Raw genomic sequence first — 24,088 nt, 5'->3', positions numbered from 1 at the left:
TCGGAGATCGTTATTTTTTACTTTGATGCGTTGCTCTTTCCTTCCGCCTTACCCACTCTCACCGGCGGGTGAGATTTTTTGTTCGCTGGCAAGGCACACAAATTTTTTGCGGAGGGCGCGGGCTCTTCGGCCCGTAACCGGAGCAAAAAACGCCGTGTAACGCCGCCAGCGGCAAAAAGGCTCAGCCGCTAGTTGCTTCGCCCGTACATGCGAACATAGACAAGGGCCGCCGTGCGGTACACGAAATGCCCCAACTTGGACCAGGGCAAATAGGCGAAGAGCATCCAGACAAAGACCAGATGCAGATAATAGACCACAAAGGCCGGCTTGATGGCGTCCGCCAGGCGGAAGCACTGGGAAAGCACGCCGGTCACGGCCACCAGCCAGATGATCCCCAGCAGGTACCAGTCATAGAAGCTGGAGCCCTGGTATTCGGGGTTCAGGCGCAGGCGGCGCACCGTGAGAATGGCCAGGCCCGCGAGCAGCATGAGCGCGCCGATGTTGGCCAGAATCTTGACCGGGAAGGTCAGGGGCATGGGCGTCTCGATCTTGATCATGGGAATGATCTTGCCGCCCCAGTGGCCCACGGCCACGATGGCGGTGACGCAAGCCAGGATGACGAAGCTCCAGACCAGGATAGCGTGGCCGTACTTGCGGTTGGGCGTGTCCACGCCGGTGGCCGGGCCGTCCTCGCAGTCGTTGAACTTGCGGTGGGTAATGACCTCATCCCAGAGCACGTCCCAGAGGTGCCAGACCCAGCACTTGGTTTTGCCGATGACCGCCATGCGCCCCTCGGGCTTGAACATGGCCCAGAGTTTCATCACCCCGCGCAGCAGGATGAAGCAGGCCCCGAAGAAGGTGATCATGAAGATGGGGTCGATGGTATAGTCGCCGTAGAAGATCTGGCCGAAGACGATGCGGCCGTCAGCGGCGCGCGGAAACCACTCGCCGTTGTTGTACCCGGCGCGAATCCACCAGACGATGAGCCAGAGCGCCGCCGGAATGGCGAAGAGAATGGGCAGGCCCGAGGCTTTGCTCATCCACTTGCCCACGATGGAGGGCGCGGTAAGGTCCTTATAGATCACGTTGCGGGCCGCGGCCATCATGTCCGCAGGCTTGGCGCCGCGCGGACAGAGATCCGAGCAGTTGCCGCAGTTGTGGCAGAGCCAGAGGTCCACGTCAGCGCGCAGTTTGTCCTTGAGGCCCCAGGAAGCCCAGACCATTTCCTTGCGCGGATAGGGCGCGTTGGCCGGAGCGAGCGGGCAGGCCACGGAACAGGTGGCGCACTGGAAGCACTTTTTGAGGGATTCGCCCCCCGCTTCCGTGAGCTCCCGGGTAAACTCAAGATCCGGTTTAAGCGTACATTGTGCCATTGCTGCCATCCTCCTACATGCCCTTGAACGGGTTGGGGCCCATAGCCGAAATGCGGGCCACGAAGCCGTCGATCAGATCGGGCACCTTGTCATATTCGTCAATGGCCACTTCCAGCTGATCCACGCGCTCGGGCTGCACGCCCAGACGGTTGAGCGTCTCGGCGATGTTTTCCTTGCGGCGGTTGCAGATTTCGGAGCCTTTCACAAAGTGGCACTGGTAATCGTCGCCGTATTTGCAGCCCAGCAGCATCACGCCGTCAAAGCCCTTGCTCATGGCGTCGGACACCCAGATGGCGTTGACCGAACCCAGGCAGCGCACCGGGATGATGCGACAGTAGGGGCTCCAGCTCTTGCGGCGCATACCGGCCATGTCCAGGGCCGGGTAGGCGTCGTTTTCACAGGCCAGGATCAGGATGCGCGGGCCTTCTTTCTTGAAGTCCTTGGGCACCTGAACCTCGCGGATCATGGAGCCGATCTGGTCGATATTGTAGTTGGCAAAGGAGATCACGCGCTCGGGGCAGGCGCCGAAGCAGGTGCCGCAGCGGCGGCAACGGGCCGGATTGGGCTTGGGCGTGCCTTTTTCGTCGTCGTCCAGGGCGCCGAAGGGGCATTCCTCGGTGCAGCGCTTGCACTGGGTGCAGCGCACGAAGTTGAACACCGGGTAGGAGCGGTCGCCGGAACGCGGGTGCACGGACACGCCGTGCTCGGCCGCTTCAATGCACTGTATGGCCTTGAGCACGGCGCCCCTGGCGTCTTCCTCGCAGGCGTCCATGGTCAGGGGCTGACGCACGCAGCCCGCCGCGTAGACGCCGGTACGCCGGGTCTCGTAGGGGAAGCAGATATAGTTGGAGTCCGCGAAACCGTCAAAAAGCTCCAGATCCGGGAAATCCGGGCCCTGGCGGTAGGCGAACCCCACGGTCACGTCCTTGGCCGTGGTGGGCACCAGGCCCGTGGGCAGAACCACCAGGTCCACGTCCAGGTCGAAATCCATGCCCAGCAGGGTGTTTTTGCAGGCCACCACCATGCGGTCGCCGTGATCGCGGATTTCGGTCACATCGGCCTTGGTCATCATCACGCCCAGGCGGTCCTGCATTTTCTTGTAGAAGCGCTCGAGAATGCCGGGCACGGTCATATCTTTGTAGAGAATAAAGGCCTGGGTGGCGTCGTCGGTCTTTTCACAAATGGTGTTGGCCAGCCGCAGCATGCCCACGCTGTTCACCGCGTTGGAGTACTGCAGATGCTTGACGCTCTCCAGGTCTTCCTTGACAAAGGGCTTTTCCCCGCCCTCTTCCCCCGCGGGAGCGGGCTTGGCGGCCTCCGCTTCGGCCGGAGCCTCGGGGGCTTCCTCAGCGGCCTTGCGCACGGCCTCCTCGGCCAGGGTCGTGTCCAGCACAAAGGCGATGCGCCGGGCCGTCACTTCGCCGGCCACCAGCATTTTGCCGAACTGGGCCGCATGCACCACCTTGGGGCTCACGCCCAGGCCCATGGGGGCCAGGTATTTTTCATCCAGGGGCACCCAGCCGCTCGCCAGGACCACAGCGCCCACTTCCACGCTCACCGGGCCCCCGGCCGTGGCGATGACGGCCGTGAATTCACCGGGCTGGCCTTCCAGCTTTTCCATGCGGGCATTGAGATGCACCGTGATCTTGTCGTCAGCCGTGACCTTTTCGATCTTGGCCGCCAGGTTGGTGGGCTGCTTGTCGGTCCACAGCGGTCCCAGGGGCGAGGCGGTGGGAATGTTGTTGACCGCGCCGCCCAGCTTTTCGGCCTTTTCCACCAGCACCACTTCATAGCCGGTGGCCGCCGCCTCGGCCGCAGCCGTGAGGCCGGTCCAGCCGCCGCCGATGACCAGGATGCGGGCTACGCCCGGAATGGCCGCGGAGTCCGGCACCTCGCTCTTCTGCAGTTTGACCACGCCCATGTTCACATAGTCGCGGGCCATGAGGGTCAGCAGTTCCGGCGCGCCCTCGGCGCTGTCCACCGGGCTGTTGTCCGGATTCTTATAGGCCAGCACGCACTGCTCGCGCAGATTCACATGCTCCACCTGCACGGGGAAACGGTACAGGTCTCCGTCCACGCGCGGCGAAGCGCCGCAGAGCAGCACGCCGTCCAGGCCCTGGGCCTCGATATCGGCCTTGACTTCGTCCACCGCCTCGGCCAGCAGGGGAACGACCTTGACCACGGGAGTCAGGTCGCCCCACTTGTCGCGCGTTTGGGCGGCCAGGGCCTCCACGTCGAGGCCTCCGCCGATGTTCTGCAGGTCAAAATAGACGCCAATTTTACCGGCCATGCCGCCTACCTCCCTTTCACCGTTTGTACCGCCTTCAGGGCGGCGGCTGTGCCGGACTGCGCCGAGCGCGTCACATCCAGGGGCATGCGCGCGCAACCGGCCGCGAAAATGCCGGCCTCCTCGCCGCCCGCGATGAAGCCGTCTTCATCCAGGGGCAGGGGCAGCGGCGGATTTTCGCCGGCCAGCGAGGGCTGCATGCCTGTGGCCAGCACCACGAGATCATAGTCCAGGGTGAGTTTTTCGCCGCGCACGGCGTCTTCCACCGTGACGCGCACCTTGTCGCCGTCAGCCTGGACAGCGTCGGCCACCTTGCCCTTGACGAAACGCACGTTGGGCAGGGCCTTGACCTTTTCCAGAACGTTGACGTAGCGGCCGGGGGCGCGCAAATCAATGTAATAGACAGTGATCAGGGTATCCGGATTCTGTTCGGCGATGTACAGGCATTGCTTGAGCGAAGCCATACAGCAGATATAGGAACAGTAATTCAGATGGTTCTGGTCACGCGAGCCCGCGCACTGCACAAAGGCCACAGTGTGGGGGGGCCGGCCGTCCGAAGGACGGACGATGCGGCCGCCCGTGGGGCCGAAAGCCGAAGCCAGACGCTCCATCTGCATGTTGGAAATGCAGTTTTTCACCGAACCCGCGCCCAGGTTGGTCAGGCGGGTCACGTCATAGGGCTTCCAGCCCGTGGCCACCACGATGGCGCCCACGTTCAGCTCGATCTCGTGCTCTTTTTCCGTAAGATTAAGAAATTTATTGCCCGCCACCCGCGCCGCGTCGGACTTGGACAGGGTGGAGGGGTCCAGCACATAGCGGCCGGGGAAGGCGAAAGGCATGGCTTTATACAAGCCCTTGCGCTTGGAAAGGCCCAGATCGAATTCGCTGGGAGTTTCGCCTTCCAGGCTGGAGGCCAGCAGGCTGAAGTCCACGTTGTGGGGCGCGGTGCGGCGCGGGCTCAGGCGGACCCGCACGCTGTAGTCGCCCTTGCGGCCCGTGAGCCCCGTGACTTCGGCCATGGTCAGGCATTTGATGCGCGGGTTTTTCCTGATGCGCTGGAACTGTATTTCCAAGCCGCAGGAGGGGGGACAGAGTTTGGGGAAATATTTGTTGAGCTGAGCCACGCGGCCGCCGAGCCAGGGCGACTTTTCGACGATATAGACGTCGTGGCCCAGTTCCGCCGCTTCAATGGCGGCTGTGAGGCCTGAAAAGCCGCCGCCCACGACGAGAATGGCATTGGACATCCTGGATATCCTCCTGCGTTGTTGCATAGCGGCTGAAGAAGGAAGACCGGCCTCCCGCCGCGGGAAAAAAGAGGGCGGACCACAAAGGGCCAACCCTGACAGATGGCCGGCTCCGCCTGAACGGACCGGGCCGCAAGAACTGCTCGCGCATCCTTGCCGCGAGATGGGTGCCGAAGGTTGCCCTCCACCAGGCAGACATCTCAAGCCTGAACCGTTCTCAGGAACCCGCGCGACCGCCGGAAACGGCATACCGTTTCTTGGCGGCCCCACGCGCCGGATCGCCGGCGCCGCCGGCAACGGGGGCGGCCCGAGGGCCGCCCCCTGATGGTCAATACCGCCGACTAGTCGGGGATGATCTGGTAGTAGGGCTTCTTGAAGATCTTGGTCTCGCCGGTGGCGGGATCGTACTTGGAGTTCACGAAGCACTTCCACTTGCTGTCGTCCAGCCCCATGAAGTCGGCACGATAGTAGAAGCCGGGATAACGGGATTCCTCACGGAAGGCGATGTGCTGCATGTGCAGGCGCACGGTCCAGAGGCGATGGTAGTTTTCCCAGCAGCGCAGCAGTTCGTGCAGGTCGCGGGCGGCCAGCTTCTGGGAGTCTTCTTCCATCATGGCCAGCAGATTGAAGCCCGTGTCGAGCAGCGCCTGGGAGGTGGTGTAGTAGGTGGCCACGCCGCCGCCGTATTCATCGGTGCACTTGATGAGGCGCATCATGAAGTTCTTGGGCGTGATGTAGTTCGGGTTCACCACGGGATCCGTGGAAATGGCTTTGCCTTCCACGAAGTTATAGTACGGACGATAGATCAGCTTGCGCAGTTCGTCGGCCGATTCCTTGATTTCAGGATTGAAGTCCTTGTGGTCCAGGCACCAGCGAACCATCTGCTTGCCGGCGATACGGCCTTCGGCGTGCGAGCCGGAGGAGAACTTGTGGCCGGAAGCGCCCACGCCGTCGGCGCAGGTGAACAGGCCTTCCACGGTGGTCATGCGGTTGTAGACCTTGCCGTTGGAGGCTCTGACCTTGTAGTCCTCGGGCACCCAGGCTTCGTCCGGACCGGACACCCAGATACCGCAGCAGCCGGAGTGCGAACCGAGCAGATAGGGCTCGGTGGGCATGATCTCGGAGCCGCGTTCCTCGGGGGCGGTGTTGGTGCAGGCCCACAGGTTGGCCTGGCCCACGCACATATCAAGGAAGTCTTCCCAAGCTTCGGACTCAAGGTCCTTCTGCTCTTCTTCGTTCAGGCTGGCGAAGGTGTTCAGCAGGGCGGTCTTGGTGTCCATGTAGATGGGGCCGCGGCCTTCGCGCATTTCACGCAGCATCATGTGGTTGCGCAGGCAGGTGGGGATGACGTTGCCCTTGGCGTAGCCGCGGTCCTCGTAGGGCTTCAGCATGGCCTTGTTGGTCGCGCAGTAGTCTTCACCCTTGGAGTTGGTGGCCTTGGCCTTGAACAGCAGGAACCAGGCACCCACCGGGCCGTAACCGTCCTTGAAACGGGCGGGCACGAAGCGGTTTTCCATCATGGTCATCTCAGCGCCGACCTGAGCGCACATGGTGTAGGTGGAACCGGCGTTCCACACGGGATACCAGGCGCGGCCCATGCCTTCACCGGTGGAGCGGGGGCGGTACACGTTCACCGCGCCGCCGGCGGCCACCATAACGGTGTTGGCTTTGAAGATATGCACCTCGTTGGCGCGCAGGTTGAAGCCCACGGCGCCCGCGATGCGGTTGGGGGTGTTTTTGTCGAGCAGCAGCTTCACGATGAAGATGCGTTCCATGATCCGGTCTTCGCCCAAGGCGTTCTTGGCCGCTTCGGCCACGATGCACTTGTAGGACTCACCGTTGATCATGATCTGCCAGCGGCCGGAACGCACGGGCTTGTCGCCCTTGCGCAGGGACTTGCCGGCGGCCTTGGCGGCGGCGCCGTTCAGGTTGTGGCCGTCGTCGCCTTTGATCCAGCAGGGAAGACCCCAGTCTTCGAACAGATGCACGGAGTCGTCCACATGCCGGCCCACGTCGAAGATCAGGTCTTCGCGGACCAGACCCATAAGGTCGGTGCGGACCATGCGCACGTAGTCGTCGGCGCTGTTTTCGCCAAGGTAGGTGTTGATGGCGGAAAGACCCTGCGCCACGGCGCCGGAGCGTTCCAGCGCGGCTTTGTCGCAGAGCATGATTTTCAGGCCATGTTTGTCACCCCAACGCACAGCTTCGTAAGCGACGCCGCAAGCGCCCATGCCGCCGCCCACGATGAGCAGGTCAACCGCATGTTCTTTCACTTCGGGTTCGCTGATGGCTACGCCCTTGGTCGCTTCCTTAACGGGAATCATCGGCATAATTGTTTCTCCTTATCGCACTAGCGGTTGAAACGGCTTAACGACCGTGTTCCATGCAGGTGAAGACCTTGTCGGCGTCGGACACGTCGAACTTCTTGCCCAAGGCTTCCTTTGGAGCGGCCAGAACCTGCTCGGTGAACAGCAGTTCATCTTCCAGGTTGGCGCCTTCGGGATGGCCTTCAAAGGGCTTGATGGAACCTTCAGGCGTGGTGCGAATGGGGAACTTGAAGCGTTTCACGCTACCGTTGCGGAACTTGACCGTCCACATGATGGAGTCGGCCGAACGCATGGGGATACAGGTGCCGCCCATGGGCGCGAAGTCCGCGTAGGGACGGGCCGTGATGGCGCCCTGCGGGCAGATCTTCACGCAGGAATAGCATTCCCAGCAAGCGTCGGGTTCCTGGTTGTAGGCCTTCATTTCCTCGGGGTCGAGGATCATCAGGTCGTTGGGGCAAATGTACATGCAGGCCGTCTTTTCGCCACCCTTGCAGCCGTCGCATTTGGACGGATCGACAAACGTCGGCATACGTATCCTCCAACTCTTAAAAGTGTTACAAAACTCCCGCCAAGCCCTCGGCGAGGCGTGCGCGATCCCTTGCCGGCACGCCAGGTCAGTCGCGCGCCTCGAAAATTATGGGGGCGCATGGCTTGCGCATTTAGTAACAAGCGAGCGCTGTTCGCGTCAAGCCCCTTTTGCAAAATTTCGCGGGATCTTCACAATGCCCTCCCCCGTAAAGCCAGTAAAACCAATGCCTGGAGCATATTCGGAAAAAGAGGCCGCGTAAAGCCCCCTTGCCGTTTTTTCCCGGCCGGGCGCCCGGGACAGGCTCGAAAACGCCCCCGGCGGCCGCCGCGCGCCCTTGCCAGCGGACGCGTTTCGGGCTAACAGGCTTGCGCAGACAAAAATCAACCCCCGCCGCACGCATTTCCCGCAGAGGACCGAGCATGACCGAGCAAGCCCACGACACCCGCCCCCGCCGCCCGTTGCGCGAGGTGGTCGGCGACATTGACCGCGACATCCTGCGCCTGCTGCTGCGCCGCCACAACCTGCTGGCGCGCATGCACAACAGCAAGGGTTTTCTGGACCCAGCCGAGGAAAAGGCCCTGCGTGAATCCTGGGAGGCCGCCGTCTCCCGAGTGAGCCGCGACGCCCGCCTTTCCGGCCGTTTCTTTTCATTGATGCAGGAAGTGGAATTTCTGCCCCGGCCCAACATCAGCCAGGACCGTGAGGCGGGCGACGCCGGCCAGGACGCCGGGGCGGAACGCCGCCCGGCCTTCAACCTGGCTCCGCCCCTCAGACCCGTGCGCTTGAGCATGCCCGCGCCCCTGGCCTGCCGGGCCACGCGCGCCTGGCTCATGTTGGCCGCGGCTTCGGGCCGGCCCCTGCGCATTGAACCCGGCCTGATGAACGACCCCATCGTGGACTGCGTGAAGGCGCTCAATCAGCTCGGCGCCGCCCTGACCCGCGAAGAGGACGGCGTGACCGCCCGCGAGGCCGCGCCCCTGGGCGCGCCGGACAAGGTGCTGCACGTGGGCGACAGCGCCTGGAATTTCTTCCTGCTGCTGGGCCATTATCTGGGCCGCCCCTCGCGGGCCAAGTTCACCGGCGAAACGAGCCTCAAACTGGCGGATTTTTCCGCCGTGCGGCATTTTCTGCCGCAGATGGGCGCGCGCCTCGTGCATGTGGTGCCCAAGAGCGACGGCCTGCCCGCGCGCCTGGAGTGCTCGGGCATTCTGCCGGACGCCGTGAGCCCGCCCGCCGACGTTCCGGCGGAGCTGGTTGAAGGCATCCTGCTGGCCGTGCCCTTTTATGAACGCGCCCTGACCTTGGATCTGGCCGCCCATCCGCAGCGGAAGCTGATTCTGGCCCGCGTGCTGCCCATTTTGCGCGCCGCCGGAGCGGATTTCAGCCTGACGGAAAGCCGCGTGCGCGTGGCGCCCGGCCCGCTGCGCCTGCCCGCGCGGCCCCGGTTGCCGCTGGAGCCTGAACTGGCCGTCTTTCTGCTGGGCCTGCCTCTGGTGCTTTCCGGCGAAACCCGCCTGGACGGCGACTGGCCGCAATGGCCGGGCGCGCAGGCCGCCTGGGAGCTTCTCCGGGCGCTGGGCCTGGATCTGCGCCTTGATTCGCGCCCCGGCCAACCCGACGAAAACAGGTCGGACAGCGCGGTGCGCGCCAAAGCCGACGCAACGCTGAAACGCGCCTGTCTCGCGGATCTGCCCGCCGAACTTCTGGCCGAGCTGCCGCCGGACTGGGCCCCCCTGCCCGTGGCCCTGGCCGCCTGCGCGGCCCTGCGCGGCGGCGAGGCGAGCCTGCCCGAGCTGCCCGGCGCGGACATGAGCGAAGTAACCAGCTTCCTTCACGCCGTGGGTCTGGAGCGGAGTGCCGAAGGACGCTTGTGCAAAACAGAACAAGCAGCCTCCCAACTGAACGCCGCCTCTGCCTGGAACGCCCCTTCGCCGGTCTGGGCCTTGGCCCTGGCCCTCACCGCCTGCGCGCGCAATGCGCGCGGCCAGGGCTTCCGCCTGGGCAATCCCGGCGTCATGACCGGCTTGTACCCGGCCTTCTGGGCTCTGTACAACGCCCTGCCCGAACCGGCGGCCAAACGGCCTGTCAGCGGTGAAACACCGGCGGCTCCCGCACGGCGGCGGATCATCACCTCGGCCGTGGCCGTGCCGCCGGAGCTGCCCGAGGAATAGAAGCGCGATTTTTCAACGGCCCCGGAGCAGATCAACTTCGAGTTCAGGAGGCCCGCCTCGGCGGTTGCGCCGGAGCCGCGGAGACGAACACCAAACACAGAACCCCGCCAGCGTATGCAGGCGGGGCTCTGTGCATAAAGGCATGGACGCGGCGTTTATTCCTGAGTAAAACGGTAAAGCCGCACGGCCAGGGGTTGAAGGTTGTCCTGGCCCATGGCCGAAACCACAAAGGCATAGTCTCTGCTCTGGCCCGCCGGAGGGCAGGGGCCGCGATAATGACGGGTCAGGCCGCCCTCGGGAATGACGCCCGAGCCGTCATTATCCCAGGAGCCGCCGCCGAAGAAGCGTTCTTCATCGCCGTACTCCACCAGACGCACGTCAAAGGTCCGCGTGCCGTCCGGCGCGTTGGCGACGAGAATTTCCGGGGAGATGCGCGAGCAACGGTGCAGATCGCGCAGAGTGACGGTAATGGTCATATCGGCCTGTTCGTCCTCCGCATTCTTGGCGGCGCAGGCGGATAGAAGCAGGGCGGCGAAAAGCGCGGGCACAATGAGCCGCGCCGTTTTAGCAAATACAGTCAGACGCATTCAGAGCCTCCAATAGAGATTGCTTTCTCCAGCTCAGCAAAGGTATAACCAATAGTCATGGCGAAGACAACAACCATCAGGAGTCGTTTATGTCAGTTCTTGCCGACAGCGTGACCGGATACCTGGGCAACGCTTCATGGATCCGCCGCATGTTCGAAGCCGGCGGCCAGCTCAAGGCGCGCTTCGGCGCGGAAAATGTCTATGATTTCAGCCTGGGCAATCCCGACCTGCCCGCCCCTTCCGCCGTGGCTGAAGGGCTGCGCGATTTCGCCGAACACGCGGGCGAACCCTTTGCCTTCGGCTATATGCCCAACGGCGGCTTTCCCTGGCTGCGCGAAAAGCTGGCCGCCCACCTCAGCGCTGAGCAGGGCGTCAAGCTCGCGGCCGACGACGTGTTGCTGAGCTGCGGCGCGGCGGGCGGGTTGAACGCCTTTCTGCGCGCCGTGATCAATCCCGGCGAGGAAATGATCAGCGTTGCCCCCTACTTTGTGGAATACGGCTTCTACGTCGCCAACCACGGCGGCACGTTCAAGGCCGTCATGAGCCAGAAGGACACCTTCGCCCCGGACCTCAAGGCCCTGGAGGCGGCCATCAGCGAAAAGACGCGGGTGGTGCTGATCAATTCCCCGCACAATCCCACAGGCGTGATCTACAGCCGCAAGGCCCTCACGGCCCTGGCAAGCCTGCTGGAAAACAAGAGCCAGGAATACGGGCGGCCCATCTGGCTGGTGGCCGACGAACCCTACCGCTTCCTGGCCTATGACGGCGCGGAAGTGCCTTCGGTGCTGCCCCTCTACCCCTATGCCGTGTGCATCAGCTCTTTTTCCAAAAACCTCTCCCTGCCCGGCGAGCGCGTGGGCTATGTGGCCCTTTCGCCCCGGTTGCGGGAAAAAGCCGAGCTCATGGCCGGCCTGACCCTGACCAACCGCATTCTGGGTTTTGTCAATCCACCGGTCATCGGCCAGCACATCATGGCCAAGGCCCTGGGCAGCCAGGTGGATCTTTCCGTCTACGCGGCCCGGCGCAAAGCCATGGCCGAAGTGCTGCGCGACGCGGGCTATGAATTCCAGATGCCCGCTGGCGCGTTCTATTTCTTCCCCAAAGCGCCGGGCGGCGACGACGTGGCTTTTGTGAACAGGCTGCTGGAAGAGCGCGTGCTGGCCGTGCCCGGCTCGGGCTTCGGCTGCCCCGGCCACTTCCGCCTGGCCTTCTGCGTGGACGAAAGCGTGATCCGCAAGGCCGCCGACGGCTTCGCCAAAGCCCGCGCGGCCATCCAGTAAAAGGAGACACGGCATTATGACCCGGCATCCGTTTTCACTTCCCACCCTCGCCGATCATACCGAGAACCGCATTCCGGCGGTTCTCGGACTGTTGCCGGGCGTGCTGGCCTGCATCCTGTTCTGCGCTCTGCTCTGGACCGCGCCCGTCTCCGCCCAGGCCAAGGACGTCAGCGTGCAGGAGGCGGCGGCTCTGCTGCGGTCCCCGCCCGGGGGGCTGCTGATTCTGGACGTACGCACGCCCGGCGAATTCCGGCAGGGACATCTGACCGGCGCGCGCAACCTGGACTTCTTCGGCGGCCGCTTCGATCTGGACGTGGCGGCCCTGCCCAAGGACAGACCCGTGCTGCTCTACTGCCGCACGGGCCAACGTTCCGCCGGAGCCTTGGAAGCGCTGGAGCAGGCGGGGATCAGGAACATCCTGCATATGAACCAGGGCATTGAAGCCTGGGAGAAGGCCGGGCTGCCCCTGGAAAAATAAGCGACAGTTCATGAGGATGTAACACTGAAATGCTCTGATTTGCCGTTGGCATGAATACTGCTTCCCTTGGGGGCGGAGAGGAAGATTTTTCCTCTTCGCCCGCTTTTTTTAGAGCAAGATACCTTTTTAAAGGTAATCTGCTCCAGGAGGCAGCACGTGAACTCGGCACTGTACATCGGAGCCACCGGCATGAAGGGCCTGAGCCAGGGCATGCAGGTGACCACCAACAATCTGGCCAATGTCAGCACCATCGGCTACAAGCAGCAGAATACCCTTTTTTCCGATATGCTCTCCACGAGCCAGGGCGGTACGGGCGACTGGTGGAACGCCCAGGAGAATTCGCGCGTGGCCTTGGGCCAGACCGGCAAGGGCGTGCAGGTGGACGCGGTGCGCACCATTTTTCAGCAGGGCGCTCTGGAGGCCACCAATACTGTCACGGACATGGCCATCAACGGCAAGGGGTTCTTCCAGGTTAGCGACGGCGCGAATCTCTACTACACCCGCGCGGGCGACTTCCGCCCGGACAACGAGGGCGTGTGGCGCACCCCCACGGGCCTGGCCCTCAACGGCTACCAGTATAACACGGACGGCAGCCTGGGCGGCCTGCAGGAAGTCAAGATCGACAGATTCGGCACCATGCCCGCCAAGAGCACGGCACGGGTGGATCTGACCCTCAATCTGAATTCGAACCAGAACAAGACCGAGGATGCCGACAATCCCTATTTCGGGCTGCTGGGGCTTTACAACGCTGCGGGCAAGCCCCCCCTTTCCTCCGACTCCTACGCCTATTCCCAGGCCATGACGCTCTACGACGCCGACGGCAAGGCGCGCACGGTCACGGCCTATTTCGACGGCACGCCCGACAGCACGGCGGGTTCCATGATTGAATTCGTCATTGCCGCCGGAGCGGCCGCGGGCAAGACCGATGCGGACGGCAACCCCGTTCAGCCCTCGGAGGGCGACGGCCTGCTGATGAGCGGCGTTCTGCAATTCGACGCCTCGGGCCGGTTGACCGGCATGTCCGCCTTCACGCCCTCGGTGGAAGGCAGCAAAAATCTTGCGGACTGGCAGCCCGCCCAGTTGGAAGGCGGTCTGCCCCAGCTCAATCTGGACGGCGCGGCCATGACCGTGAATTTCGGCATCAGCGCCGCCGGAGGCTGGCAGAACGCCCCCGCCTCGGCGACGGAGGTGGGCACGGACCAGAGCAAACTGCCCTCCATGGGCGCGGACGCCGTGCGCGCCGAGGGTGCCACCACGGCCTACAACAGTTCCTCGCCCACGGGCGCCTACAAGCAGGACGGCTATGCCGAGGGCACGCTGAGCACCATCGGCATCAATCCCGACGGCACGGTGGTAGGCCGGTATTCCAACGGCCAGGGCCAGAACCTCTGGCAGATCCCGGTCTGCCGCTTCACCAGCGAGGACGGCCTGCGCCGCGAGGGCAGCAATCTTTTCTCGGCCACTGAGGAAGCCGGGCAGATGGAAATGGGCGTGGCCGGAACGGAAAACTACGGCACCGTGAACGCCTATAACGTCGAAAACTCCAATGTGGACATGGCTACGGAAATGGTCAACATGATCATCACCCAGCGCGGCTTCCAGTCCAACAGCAAGGTGGTGACCACGGCGGACCAGATGCTCCAGAAGGCCATGGAACTGAAGCGTTAGAGCATTTCAGCATTGAAATGCTTTAACGGCCGAACACGGTGAGGCGCGCCGCGAAACGAGCAGTGTTTCAAAGGTTACCTGCTCTGGCCCGCACCTGAACCCTCCGAGCGGCAGATTCTGCCGCCTGGTATGTCCTGCCCACGGGGACCGCATTCTTGCCCGGCGGACCGGGATAGGCTATTCTGACGTGGCGGCGGCGTGCGTTTACGCGGCCCTCTTGTCCGTCACCGTCATCCCCGAGCCTCCCATGTCCGACATAACCCCCTTTCTTCCCTCGCAACTCTACGGCGTGATCGGCTGGCCCCTGGCCCAGAGCCTTTCCCCGCTGCTGCACAACAGTGGTTTTCAGGCGCTGGGCATTCCGGCCGTTTATCTGCGCTGGGAAGTGCCGCCGGAACGCCTGGCCGCTTTTGTGGACAGCGTGCGCCTGCTGGGCATCCGGGGCTGTTCGGTGACCATTCCGCACAAAATGGCCCTGCTGCCCCTGCTGGACCGGGTCAGCGAACAGGCGGAGCTGGCCGGGGCGGCCAACACCGTTTATTGGGACGGCGAAGACCTCTGCGGTGAAAATACCGACGTGAGCGGCTTTCTGGCCCCGCTGGCGGCCGTGCCCCTGGAAAACATGGACGCGCTCCTGCTGGGCGCGGGCGGCGCGGCCCACGCCGTGGCCGCCGGGCTGCGTCTGCGCCGTTGCCGCAAGGCCTTTGTGGCAACGCCCTCCAACCGCAGCCACCTGTCCCTGGCCGAGCGCTTCGGCTTTACGCCCGTGCTCTGGGAGCAGCGCCACGATGTGCCCGCCGATCTGATCATCAACACCACGCCCCTGGGCATGCGCGGCAAATATGAGAAAGAAAGTCCCTACGATTTCAGCCTGGCCGCGCCCGGCCATGTCGCATCCGCGACAGACACGGCGACCGGAAGCCCCTACGGTGGGGACGGCGGCGCGGGCCTGGCCTACGACATCGTCTACAACCCGCTGGAAACCCGCTTTCTGCGCGAAGCGCGGCAGGCCGGGCGGCGTTGCGTCACGGGCCTGGAAATGTTCTTCGGCCAGGGCGACGCCCAGTTCCGGCTCTGGACCGGCAGGCCCCTGCCCGCCGCCTCCCGGCAGGTTCTGGAAGCCGCCCTGTACGGTATATAGCCAAGGTACACGTATCAAATACCTACCATGGTCAATTGCTGTTATCAAATTCATCCAGGCAATTAACAGCACCTACCGGCAGTATTGGGCAAAGCCACCGTTGCTCCGCCGGAGCGCAGCGGCGGCGGATGCTGGTGCCGGGGAGAATCCGGCGGGAAATAAGATAGTTGCGGGCTGGCAAGGAAAACGACATTTTTTGCGCGGAAACCGACCGGAAGGCGGCCCAAAGGGCCGTGCCCGTTGGCGAGCCGGGCGAGCCTTACGGGCATCGAGAGTAGAGCTGTACTCAAGTACGTGAGCAGCAAAAAATGCCGGATGACACCGCCAGCGCGTGAAGAGCCGTTTACCCCGGATAATCCCGGCAGGCTCTGGAAACCGCCCTGTACGGCGCACACTGACATCTTTCAGAGAAGAGAACGGAAGCACTCCCATGAAAATTCTGATTCTGCACGGCGTCAACCTGAACATGTTCGGCAAACGCGACCCGGCCCACTACGGCACGGCCACCCTGGCGGACATCAACGCCGCCCTGGCGGATCTGGGCAAGGAGCTGGGCGTGGAGCTGGAAACCTTCCAGACCAACCACGAGGGGGAGATGGTGGAACGCATCCACCGTGCCCCCGGCGAGGGCATCCGGGCCGTGGTCATCAACGCCGGCGCCTGGACCCACTACAGTTACGCCATTGCGGACGCGCTCGCCATTCTCGACATGCCCGTGGTGGAAGTGCATATGTCCAATGTACATGCGCGCGAAGCCTTCCGCCACGAGTCCGTACTTTCGACGGTCAGCGCGGGCAGTATCGCCGGTTTCGGCGTGCAGAGCTATCTTCTGGGACTGCGCGCGGCCTGGAACTTGATCCAAAATACGCGTGATACCAGGAGGTTGTGAAAGAAAAGATTTTATATTTGACTTTTCCCGGCCAGCACCTAGATTTTTACTATATTCTCCTGTAGATACCAAAAAAATTTGGCTTTCACCCGCCCCTGTCCTTCAGCCTCTAACCAGAGAGTTGTCATGAACGACGCCATCAACCTGAGCCGGATGCGCGACGCCGCCTTTACGGCGGAAGTGGAGGCGCAAAGCGGCCAAAACGTTTCTACCTGCTACCAGTGCGGCAACTGCACCGCCGGCTGTCCGGCAGGCTTTGTCTACGACCGGCAGGTCAATCAGATCATGCGCGGCGTGCAGCTCGGCCTGAAAGATGAGGTGCTCAATTCGCGCTCTATCTGGTTGTGCCTGTCCTGTTCCACCTGTTCCCTGCGCTGCCCCAACAATATCGACGTGGCGGCGGTCATGGAGACCCTGCGGCACATGGCCCGCAAAGAGGGCCGGGTGGCCGTGCCCAAGGTGGAAAAGTTCTGGTTCTCCTTTCTCGATACCGTGCGCGCCTTCGGCCGCACCTACGAGATCGGCACCATGGCGCTGTACATGATGCGCTCCATGCGCTTGTTCACCGACCTGGATCTCGCGCCCGAGGCGCTGAAAAAGAAAAAGCTGGGCTTCAAACCCCACGCCATCCCCGGCGGCGGGGCCGACGCCGTGGCCCGGATCATGCAACGCTATAAGGAGCGCGCCAAACGCGAGGGGGTGCGGCCATGAAATTTTCCTACTATCCCGGCTGTTCGGCCAAAGGCTCCTCGGCGGATTATGAAAAATCCACCCAGGCCGTATGCGCGGCTCTGGGCATGTATCTTGAGGAACTGCCCGGCTGGAACTGCTGTGGTTCCACCCCGGCCCACGCCGTGGACACCGAGCTTTCCGCGGCCCTCTGCGTCCGCAATCTGGACATCGCGGCCCGCGAGCAGGCCGAAACCGTGCTGACGCCCTGCCCCAGCTGCCTGTCCAATCTGCGCCACGCGGCCAAGCGCATGGAAAATCCCGAGTTCCGCGCGCGCGTGGACGAGCTGCTGGACAGCCCGGCGGCGGCGCAGTTTCCTCCGGTCACCTCGGTAATGCAGGGCATTGCCCAGGTTTACGACGCCGATGCCATTGCCGCCATGGTGAAAAAGAGCCTCAAGGGCGTCAAGCTGGCCACCTATTACGGCTGCCTGATGAGCCGCCCGCCGGAAATCATGGACTTTGGGGACCCGGAAAATCCCACCCTCATGGAAAGCCTGCTGTCCGCCTGCGGCGCGGAGATGCTGGATTTTCCGCTCAAGACCGCCTGTTGCGGCGCGTCCTTCGGCATTCCCGAGCGGGCCATGACCGCGCGCAATTCGGGCCGCATCCTGGAGCTGGCCACGCAAATGGGCGCGGACGCCATTGTAGTGGCCTGCCCGCTCTGCCAGATGAATCTGGATCTGCGCCAGAAACAGGCCGCCAAGGAGGCCGACGTCTTCTTCCGCATGCCCGTGCTCTACTTCACCCAGATGATGGGCCTGGCCTTCGGCATCGCCCCCGAGCATCTCGGCCTTGAAAAACTCCGCGTCAGCGCCGACGATCTGCTGCGCAAAATTGACGGCGCGCAGGCCGGCGAAGGAGACAGATCATGAGAATAGGCGTCTTTATCTGCCATTGCGGCAGCAATATCGGCGGCACCGTGGACTGCGCCAAAGTGGCCGAAATCGCCCGCGGTTTTCCGGACGTGGTCTATGCCGACGACCCCATGTACACCTGCGCCGAGCCGGGCCAGGCCGCCATTGAGGCTGCCATCCACGAGCACAAGCTGGACGGCGTGGTGGTGGCTTCCTGTACGCCGCGCATGCACGAACCCACCTTCCGCCGCACTGTGGAACGGGCCGGGCTCAACCGCTACATGTTCGAAATGGCCAATATCCGCGAGCACGTCTCCTGGATCGGCAAGGACAAGGAAGCCAATACCAACAAGGCCGCCGAACTGGTGCTCCTGGCCGTGGAAAAGCTGCGCAATGACAAGCCCCTGCAGGCCAAGTCCTTCGACGTGACCAAGAAGGTGCTGGTGATCGGCGGCGGCGTGGCGGGCATCCAGGCAGCCCTGGACTGCGCCGACGGCGGCGTGCCGGTGATTCTGGTGGAGCGCGAAGCCACCATCGGCGGCAAAATGGCCAAGCTGGACAAGACCTTCCCCACCGTGGACTGCTCGGCCTGCATTCTGGGCCCCAAGATGGTGGACGTGGCCCAGCACCCCAACATCACCCTCTACGCCTACTCGGAAGTGGAGGACATCTCGGGCTATGTGGGCAACTTCACGGTGAAGATCCGCAAGAAGGCCGCCTATGTGGACTGGAGCAAATGCACCGGTTGCGGGGCCTGCACTGAAAAATGCCCCAGCAAGAAGACGCCCGACGCCTTCAATGAATTTACCGGCCCCACCACGGCCATCACCATCGCCTTCCCGCAGGCCATTCCCAAAAAGGCAGTCATCAACGCCGCGCACTGCCGCCAGTTCGTCAAGGGCAAGTGCGGCGTCTGCGCCAAGGTCTGCCCCACCGGGGCCATCCAATACGACATGCAGGACGAGATAGTCACCGAGGAAGTGGGCTCCATCGTGGCGGCCACGGGTTACGATCTCATGGACTGGACCGTATACGAGGAATACGGCGGCGGCAGATATCCCGACGTGATCACCTCGCTGCAGTACGAGCGCCTCTTGTCCGCCTCCGGCCCCACGGGCGGCCACATCCTGCGCCCCTCGGACGGCCGCGAGCCGCAGAAGGTGGTCTTCATCCAGTGCGTGGGCTCGCGCGACAAATCCATCGGGCGGCCCTACTGCTCGGGTTTCTGCTGCATGTACACGGCCAAGCAGGCCGTGCTGACCAAGGACCACATCCCCAATTCCCAGTCCTACGTCTTTTACATGGACATCCGCGCGCCGGGCAAGATGTACGACGAATTCACCCGCCGGGCCATGGAGGAATATGGGACGGAGTACATCCGGGGCCGCGTTTCGAGCATCTACCCCGACGGCAACGGCCAGTACGTGGTCATGGGCGTGGACACCCTGCTGGGAGAGCCCGTGGAGATCAAGGCCGACCTGGTGGTCTTGGCCGTGGGCATCGAAGCCAGCAAGGGCTCGCCCCAGCTGGCCGAGAAGCTGCGCATCTCCTACGACCACTACGGCTTCTTCATGGAAAGCCATGTGAAGCTCAAGCCCGTGGAAACCAATACCGCCGGCGTGTTTCTGGCGGGCGTCTGCCAGGGAGCCAAGGACATTCCGGCCTCCGTGGCCCAGGGCTCGGCTGCGGCGGCCAAGGTGCTGGCGCTCTTCGCCCGCGACAAGCTGGAGAGCGACCCGCAGATCGCCCAGGTGGACATCCGCCGTTGCGTGGACTGCGGCAAATGCATCCGCTGCTGCCCCTTCGGGGCCATCAAGGAAGTGGAAATCCGCGGCGAGCAGAAGGCCCAGGTCATTGAGACCGTCTGCCAGGGCTGCGGTCTGTGCACGGCCACCTGCCCGCAGGGCGCCATCCAGCTCTCCCACGCCACCGACAACCAGATTCTTGCGGAGGTGAACGCGCTATGCCAGTGCTGAACGGCAAAGAACTGCGGATTGTGGGTTTTCTCTGCAACTGGTGCTCCTACGGCGGCGCCGACACGGCGGGCGTGGCCCGCGCCGGGCAGCCCACGGACCTCAGAATCATCCGCGTGCCCTGTTCGGGCCGCATCGACCCGCTCTTCATCGTCAAGGCCCTGCTCAACGGCGCGGACGGCGTGCTGGTTTCCGGCTGCCACCCGCGTGACTGCCACTACGCCGCGGGCAACTTCTACGCCCGCCGCCGTCTGGAAGTGCTCAAACAGTTTCTGCCCGTGCTGGGCATTGACGAGCGGCGCTTCGAGTACACCTGGGTTTCGGCCTCCGAAGGCCAGCGCTGGCAGCAGGTTGTCACGGTCTTTACCGACTGCATCCACAAGCTGGGCCCCGCGCCCCGCCTGGAGGACGCCGAGCCCCTGCTGAAGATCGCGGACATGGCCCTGACCTCGTTGCGCCCCTTGGGCACCGGCCAAAACGCCGCCCTGGACCAGCTCAAGGAAGCCATCAAGGCCAAGCTGCCGGAACTGGACTGCGTCATCGGCTGGCAGCAGGGCTATGACGGCGCGCATACCGTGCCCCTGTTCATGAAGACCCCGGAAGACGTGGACAAACTGGTCTGGGGGCCTTTCAACGTCAATAACCCGGCCGTCTACCTGCCCTCCTTCAAGGGCAAGAAGGTGGGCATCGTGGTCAAGGGCTGCGATTCGCGCTCGGTGGTGGAACTGTTGCAGGAAAACCTGATCAGACGCGAGGACGTGACCATTTTCGCCCTGCCCTGCGAGGGCACGCTGGATATGGCCCGCGTCAACCAAAAGCTGGGCCGCTACACGAAGATCGACAAGGTGGCCTACGACGAGGCCGGGGTGACCATCACGGCCGACGGCAAGGAACACCGTTTCTGCATGACCGACTTCGCCCAGGGCAAATGCTACGGCTGCACCACGCCCATGGCCGTGCTGGCCGACACGAGCGCGGGCGAGCCGGTCAAGGTGGAGCCTGGCGCGTACACTCCGCCGGAGCTGGCCCTGCTGGATTCCATGAGCCTTGAGGAGCGCATGGCCTTCTGGCGCGGCCAGATGGAGCGCTGTCTGCGCTGCTACGCCTGCCGCAATGCCTGTCCCATGTGCGTGTGCCGCGACTTCTGCGTTTCCGACAGCCGCGACCCGCACTGGATGAGCCAGGAGGACAGCACGCGCGAAAAACTCTTCTTCCAGACCATCCACGCCCTGCACTTGGCCGGGCGCTGCACGGGCTGCGGCGAATGCCAGCGGGCCTGCCCGGTGGGCATCCCCATCCTGGCTCTGCGCCAGCAGATCGCCCGCGCCGTCAGCCGGCTCTTCGACGACTACAAGGCCGGCCTTGACCCCGCCGCCGTGCCGCCTCTGCTGGGCTATGAGCTGGAAGAAAAGAACATTCATGAGAGGGACTGGAAATGAGCACTACCCGCTTTGTCACATCCGACGGCCTGCCCGCCCTTCTGGCCTTCCTCTCGCAAAACGGCCGCCGCGTGCTGGTGCCGGTGGAAAAACCGGCCAACAAGCGCTCCGTGGTCTACGAGCCCTGGAGCCGGGGCATGCCCTTCACCCTGGAAAAGGCCACCGTGCCGCCCAAGGCGGCGGTGCTGCCCCAGTGTGAAACCCTGGTGAGCTATAAAAAAAGCAAAGACCCGGAAAATCCCGAGCGCGTGACCATGAGCCTGGACGACAGCATTGAGGCCCAGCCCACGGTGGTCTTCGCCTGCCGCCCCTGCGACGCGCGCGGTTTTTCCGTGCTGGACCGGCCCTACCTGCAAGGTCCTTTTGCCGATCCCTATTACAAGGCCCGGCGCGAGGCGCTCACGGTGGTCACCATCACCTGCGCCTCCGGCTGCAACACCTGTTTCTGCCACTGGGTGGGCGGCGGTCCTTCCTCCCCCGAGGGGTCGGATGTGCTGATGACCGAGATTGAAGGCGGCTACGTGCTTCAGGCCGTGACGCCCAAGGGCGAGGAACTGCTGGCCGCCTCGGATCTGCCCGACGGCGCGGAACAGTTCTCCCTGGCCGAGGCCGCGCGCAAAGCCGCCTGGGCCACCTTGGAGCCCGCGCCCAATATCAAGGGCGCGCCGGAAAAATTGGCGGCCCTGTTCACCGATACGGAGTTCTGGCAGAGCCAGACCGACCGCTGCCTGTCCTGTGGGGCCTGCACCTACTTCTGCCCCACCTGCTATTGCTTCAGCATCACGGACGAAGGCGAAGGCCTGAGCGAAAAGGGCGGACGCCGCCTGCGCAGCTGGGACAACTGCATGTCCTCGCTGTTCACCCGCGAGGCCAGCGGCCACAACCCGCGCATGCTCAAAGCCTTTCGCATGCGCAACCGCGTGTCGCACAAGTTCTCCACCTATCCTGAAAACTGGGGGGCATTCTCCTGCAACGGCTGCGGCCGCTGCATCAGCAATTGCCCTGTTTGCCTGGACATCCGCGCCATAGTGCTCGCCGCGCTCAACGCAGACCAGGCTACCGCCGAGTAGAGGAGCTGACGCATGGCTACCAAGAAAACTTCCGGCAAAGCCAAAACCGCATCCAAGACGGCCGCTAAGGCCGCTCCCAAAACCGCGCCCAAGGAAGCTGCCAAGGCCGCCGCGCCCAAGAAAGACGCGCCCCCGAAGCCCCGGCCCGCCGAAGTGCCCGCGTCCGCCCGGCCGGTCTCTCCGGCCGTGCGCCCGGAGGCGGACCTTGTGGCGCATGAGGAGCACCCCCCTGTGGTGAGAGAAGAGGGCGAACTGGCCGTCAAGGAAAGCGCCGTCCCCGCCGTGGAAACGCCCGCCGAGGTCCCGGCTCCCGAAGCCGCCCCCGCGCCCAAGGCTGAGTCCAAGGCCAAGACGACCCCCAAAGCTCCCGCGGCTCCCGCAGGCGGCAAGGGCATGCTGCGGGAGATCTCGCCCCGGCCCAAGCCCCAGGGCAATCCTTATAAACCCATGCCCGCCACCGTGGCCGAAGTCATCCAGGAAACCGGCAATATCAAGACCCTGCGCGTGGTCCTGGACGATCCCGAAGCCATGGAGTCCTTCACCCACGAGCCGGGCCAGGTAGGCCAACTCTCGGTGTTCGGCGCGGGCGAATCCACGTTCGTCATCAACTCCCCGCCGTCACGGAAGGATTATCTGCAATTCTCGGTCATGCAGGCCGGTGAAGTGACCGCCGCCATCCACCGCCTGTCGCCCGGCGACAAGGTGGGCGTGCGCGCCCCGCTGGGCAACTTCTTCCCCTACAACGACTGGAAGGGCAAGGACATCTTCTTCGTGGGCGGCGGCATCGGCATGGCACCCATCCGCACCATCATGCTGCATCTGCTGGAACACAAGGCGGACTACGGCAAGATCAGCCTGCTCTACGGCGCACGCTCGCCCCGCGACATGGCCTTCAGCTATGAGCTGGAAGACTGGCTGCGGCGTCCCGACCTGGACTGCACCCTGTGCATCGACGCCCCCTTTGAAGGCTGGGAGCACAAGGTGGGCCTGATCCCCAACGTGCTTTTGGAACTGAATCCCGACCCGGCCAACTGCGTGGCCGTGCTCTGCGGGCCGCCGATCATGATCAAGTTCACGGTGCAGGCTCTGCAAAAGCTGAACTTCGCGCCGGAGAACATTGTCACCACCCTGGAAAAACGCATGAAATGCGGCATCGGCATCTGCGGGCGCTGCAATATCGGCGGCCGCTACGTCTGTGTGGACGGGCCGGTGTTTACCTGGAAGGAATTGCAGGAGCTGCCCCCGGAACTTTAGGGAAACACTTCTGAAAAGCTGGCAACAGATCAAAAAATCCCATAGGTTTCACGTCTTCCCACGGTCGCCGGAGATTTTCCGGCGGCCGTTTTATATCGCCTGTTGACAGATGCGGGCTCGTGGGTAATGGAAGAAAAGTCACAACGTTCCATCCAAGGGAGAAAGAATGAAAAAACTGTTTATCCTCTGCTGCCTCATGCTGACCCTGCCCGCAGGAGCCCAGGCGGCGGACGAAAAAATCGACCCGTCCAATTTCATCTGCGCTGAACTGGTGGCCATTTCCAGCACGTCCGGCCAGCCGCCGCTGTTCGAGGGGCTGCAGATCGACGGCTATGCCGCCGCCGCGCAGGGCAAGGCCGTGGCCGATCCGGACATCATGGCTCCGCTGCTGGAGCAGGTCTATGCGGCCTGCCAGGCCAAGCCCACTGAAAAGGTGGTCACTCTCTGGCAGGAGGCCCGCAAGAACCAGCCTGTGGCAGCTGACGGCCCCTGGCGGGCGAACAAGACGACCTGCAAAGACTATAAGGCCAATGAAGACGACGGCAGCGGCTTTGTGATCTGGCTGGACGGCTACAACCGCCAGAAGAGCGGCAAACCCGGCTCGGTGCTGGAAAGCGACGACACGCTCAAGGCGTATCTGGATGCCTGCTCCAAAAAGCCCGAGGCGCTGATGCTCGACGTCATGCGTGAAAGCGTCAAATAAATCCTTCCCAAGTCTGACCATGCCGAAGGCCGCGACCGCAGCGGGAGACGCAACACGCTCTCTCCCCCGGCCGCGGCCTTCGCAGCATC

At 63.6% G+C, this 24,088-nt stretch carries 19 protein-coding genes; 13 read left to right on the top strand and 6 right to left on the bottom strand.

Features of this window, described 5'->3' with window-relative positions:
- Window positions 1-188: 188 nt before the first annotated feature.
- The 5 genes from qmoC to aprB all read right to left on the bottom strand — a co-directional run bounded on the left by qmoC (window position 189) and on the right by aprB (window position 7,760).
- The gene (qmoC, locus tag HMPREF0326_RS04485) at window positions 189-1,373 is read right to left on the bottom strand and encodes a quinone-interacting membrane-bound oxidoreductase complex subunit QmoC (RefSeq protein WP_008683232.1); all 1,185 of its coding nucleotides are present in this window, start codon (window positions 1,371-1,373) and stop codon (window positions 189-191) included.
- Window positions 1,374-1,386: 13 nt separating this feature from the next.
- Window positions 1,387-3,663 carry a hydrogenase iron-sulfur subunit gene (locus HMPREF0326_RS04480; RefSeq protein ID WP_008683230.1) on the bottom strand — a complete coding sequence of 759 codons (2,277 nt, stop codon included), beginning with the start codon at window positions 3,661-3,663 and terminating at the stop codon, window positions 1,387-1,389.
- Between the two features lie 5 nt (window positions 3,664-3,668).
- A complete protein-coding gene (locus HMPREF0326_RS04475) occupies window positions 3,669-4,904 on the bottom strand; it encodes a CoB--CoM heterodisulfide reductase iron-sulfur subunit A family protein (RefSeq protein ID WP_008683227.1) in 1,236 nt (411 codons plus the stop codon).
- A 341-nt stretch (window positions 4,905-5,245) separates the two neighbouring features.
- Window positions 5,246-7,234: an adenylyl-sulfate reductase subunit alpha gene (gene aprA / locus HMPREF0326_RS04470; RefSeq protein ID WP_008683226.1), complete on the bottom strand. Its 1,989-nt coding sequence runs from the start codon at window positions 7,232-7,234 to the stop codon at window positions 5,246-5,248.
- 37 nt (window positions 7,235-7,271) lie between these two features.
- Window positions 7,272-7,760: an adenylyl-sulfate reductase subunit beta gene (aprB, locus tag HMPREF0326_RS04465; RefSeq protein WP_008683225.1), complete on the bottom strand. Its 489-nt coding sequence runs from the start codon at window positions 7,758-7,760 to the stop codon at window positions 7,272-7,274.
- A 419-nt stretch (window positions 7,761-8,179) separates the two neighbouring features.
- Between aprB and HMPREF0326_RS04460 the strand changes: the two genes are divergently transcribed.
- Window positions 8,180-9,931: a hypothetical protein gene (locus HMPREF0326_RS04460; RefSeq protein ID WP_020990249.1), complete on the top strand. Its 1,752-nt coding sequence runs from the start codon at window positions 8,180-8,182 to the stop codon at window positions 9,929-9,931.
- Window positions 9,932-10,086: 155 nt separating this feature from the next.
- Here the strand turns inward: HMPREF0326_RS04460 and HMPREF0326_RS04455 are convergent, their stop codons facing one another.
- Window positions 10,087-10,518, bottom strand: a complete 432-nt coding sequence (locus HMPREF0326_RS04455; RefSeq protein WP_008683223.1) for an MbtF — start codon at window positions 10,516-10,518, stop codon at window positions 10,087-10,089.
- 89 nt (window positions 10,519-10,607) lie between these two features.
- On the opposite strand from HMPREF0326_RS04455, the gene HMPREF0326_RS04450 reads away from it, so the two are divergent.
- From HMPREF0326_RS04450 to HMPREF0326_RS04395, 12 genes are all read left to right on the top strand, one after another.
- Entirely contained in the window at window positions 10,608-11,798 is a 1,191-nt protein-coding gene (locus HMPREF0326_RS04450) for a pyridoxal phosphate-dependent aminotransferase (protein WP_008683222.1), read from the top strand.
- Window positions 11,799-11,814: 16 nt separating this feature from the next.
- Window positions 11,815-12,276 carry a rhodanese-like domain-containing protein gene (locus HMPREF0326_RS04445; protein WP_020990248.1) on the top strand — a complete coding sequence of 154 codons (462 nt, stop codon included), beginning with the start codon at window positions 11,815-11,817 and terminating at the stop codon, window positions 12,274-12,276.
- A gap of 156 nt (window positions 12,277-12,432) precedes the next feature.
- The gene (locus tag HMPREF0326_RS04440; RefSeq protein ID WP_008683220.1) at window positions 12,433-13,944 is read left to right on the top strand and encodes a flagellar hook protein FlgE; all 1,512 of its coding nucleotides are present in this window, start codon (window positions 12,433-12,435) and stop codon (window positions 13,942-13,944) included.
- Window positions 13,945-14,191: 247 nt separating this feature from the next.
- Window positions 14,192-15,085, top strand: a complete 894-nt coding sequence (locus HMPREF0326_RS04435) for a shikimate dehydrogenase family protein (RefSeq protein WP_020990247.1) — start codon at window positions 14,192-14,194, stop codon at window positions 15,083-15,085.
- Window positions 15,086-15,515: 430 nt separating this feature from the next.
- Window positions 15,516-15,974, top strand: a complete 459-nt coding sequence (gene aroQ, locus HMPREF0326_RS04430) for a type II 3-dehydroquinate dehydratase (RefSeq protein ID WP_008683218.1) — start codon at window positions 15,516-15,518, stop codon at window positions 15,972-15,974.
- A 126-nt stretch (window positions 15,975-16,100) separates the two neighbouring features.
- Window positions 16,101-16,685: a 4Fe-4S dicluster domain-containing protein gene (locus HMPREF0326_RS04425; protein WP_008683217.1), complete on the top strand. Its 585-nt coding sequence runs from the start codon at window positions 16,101-16,103 to the stop codon at window positions 16,683-16,685.
- Window positions 16,682-17,578 carry a CoB--CoM heterodisulfide reductase iron-sulfur subunit B family protein gene (locus HMPREF0326_RS04420; RefSeq protein ID WP_008683216.1) on the top strand — a complete coding sequence of 299 codons (897 nt, stop codon included), beginning with the start codon at window positions 16,682-16,684 and terminating at the stop codon, window positions 17,576-17,578. Before HMPREF0326_RS04425 ends, HMPREF0326_RS04420 begins: the two co-directional genes overlap by 4 nt.
- Window positions 17,575-19,536, top strand: a complete 1,962-nt coding sequence (locus HMPREF0326_RS04415; RefSeq protein ID WP_008683215.1) for a CoB--CoM heterodisulfide reductase iron-sulfur subunit A family protein — start codon at window positions 17,575-17,577, stop codon at window positions 19,534-19,536. The genes HMPREF0326_RS04420 and HMPREF0326_RS04415 overlap by 4 nt, the downstream gene beginning before the upstream one ends.
- Window positions 19,524-20,972 (top strand): hydrogenase iron-sulfur subunit, encoded by a 1,449-nt coding sequence (locus tag HMPREF0326_RS04410; RefSeq protein ID WP_008683214.1) that lies wholly within the window; start codon window positions 19,524-19,526, stop codon window positions 20,970-20,972. Before HMPREF0326_RS04415 ends, HMPREF0326_RS04410 begins: the two co-directional genes overlap by 13 nt.
- On the top strand, window positions 20,969-22,042 hold the full coding sequence (locus HMPREF0326_RS04405; protein ID WP_008683213.1) for a 4Fe-4S dicluster domain-containing protein: 1,074 nt from the start codon (window positions 20,969-20,971) through the stop codon (window positions 22,040-22,042). The genes HMPREF0326_RS04410 and HMPREF0326_RS04405 overlap by 4 nt, the downstream gene beginning before the upstream one ends.
- A gap of 393 nt (window positions 22,043-22,435) precedes the next feature.
- Window positions 22,436-23,296, top strand: coding sequence for an FAD/NAD(P)-binding protein (locus HMPREF0326_RS04400; RefSeq protein WP_008683212.1), 861 nt, complete (start codon window positions 22,436-22,438; stop codon window positions 23,294-23,296).
- A gap of 166 nt (window positions 23,297-23,462) precedes the next feature.
- Window positions 23,463-23,999, top strand: a complete 537-nt coding sequence (locus HMPREF0326_RS04395; protein WP_008683211.1) for an HdeA/HdeB family chaperone — start codon at window positions 23,463-23,465, stop codon at window positions 23,997-23,999.
- Window positions 24,000-24,088: the final 89 nt, after the last annotated feature.

This window comes from Desulfovibrio sp. 3_1_syn3 (genome assembly GCF_000145315.2).
GTDB lineage: Bacteria > Desulfobacterota > Desulfovibrionia > Desulfovibrionales > Desulfovibrionaceae > Desulfovibrio > Desulfovibrio fairfieldensis.
The sequence above is the reverse complement of the archived record's forward strand: the minus strand, read 5'-3'. Positions and strand labels throughout refer to the sequence as shown.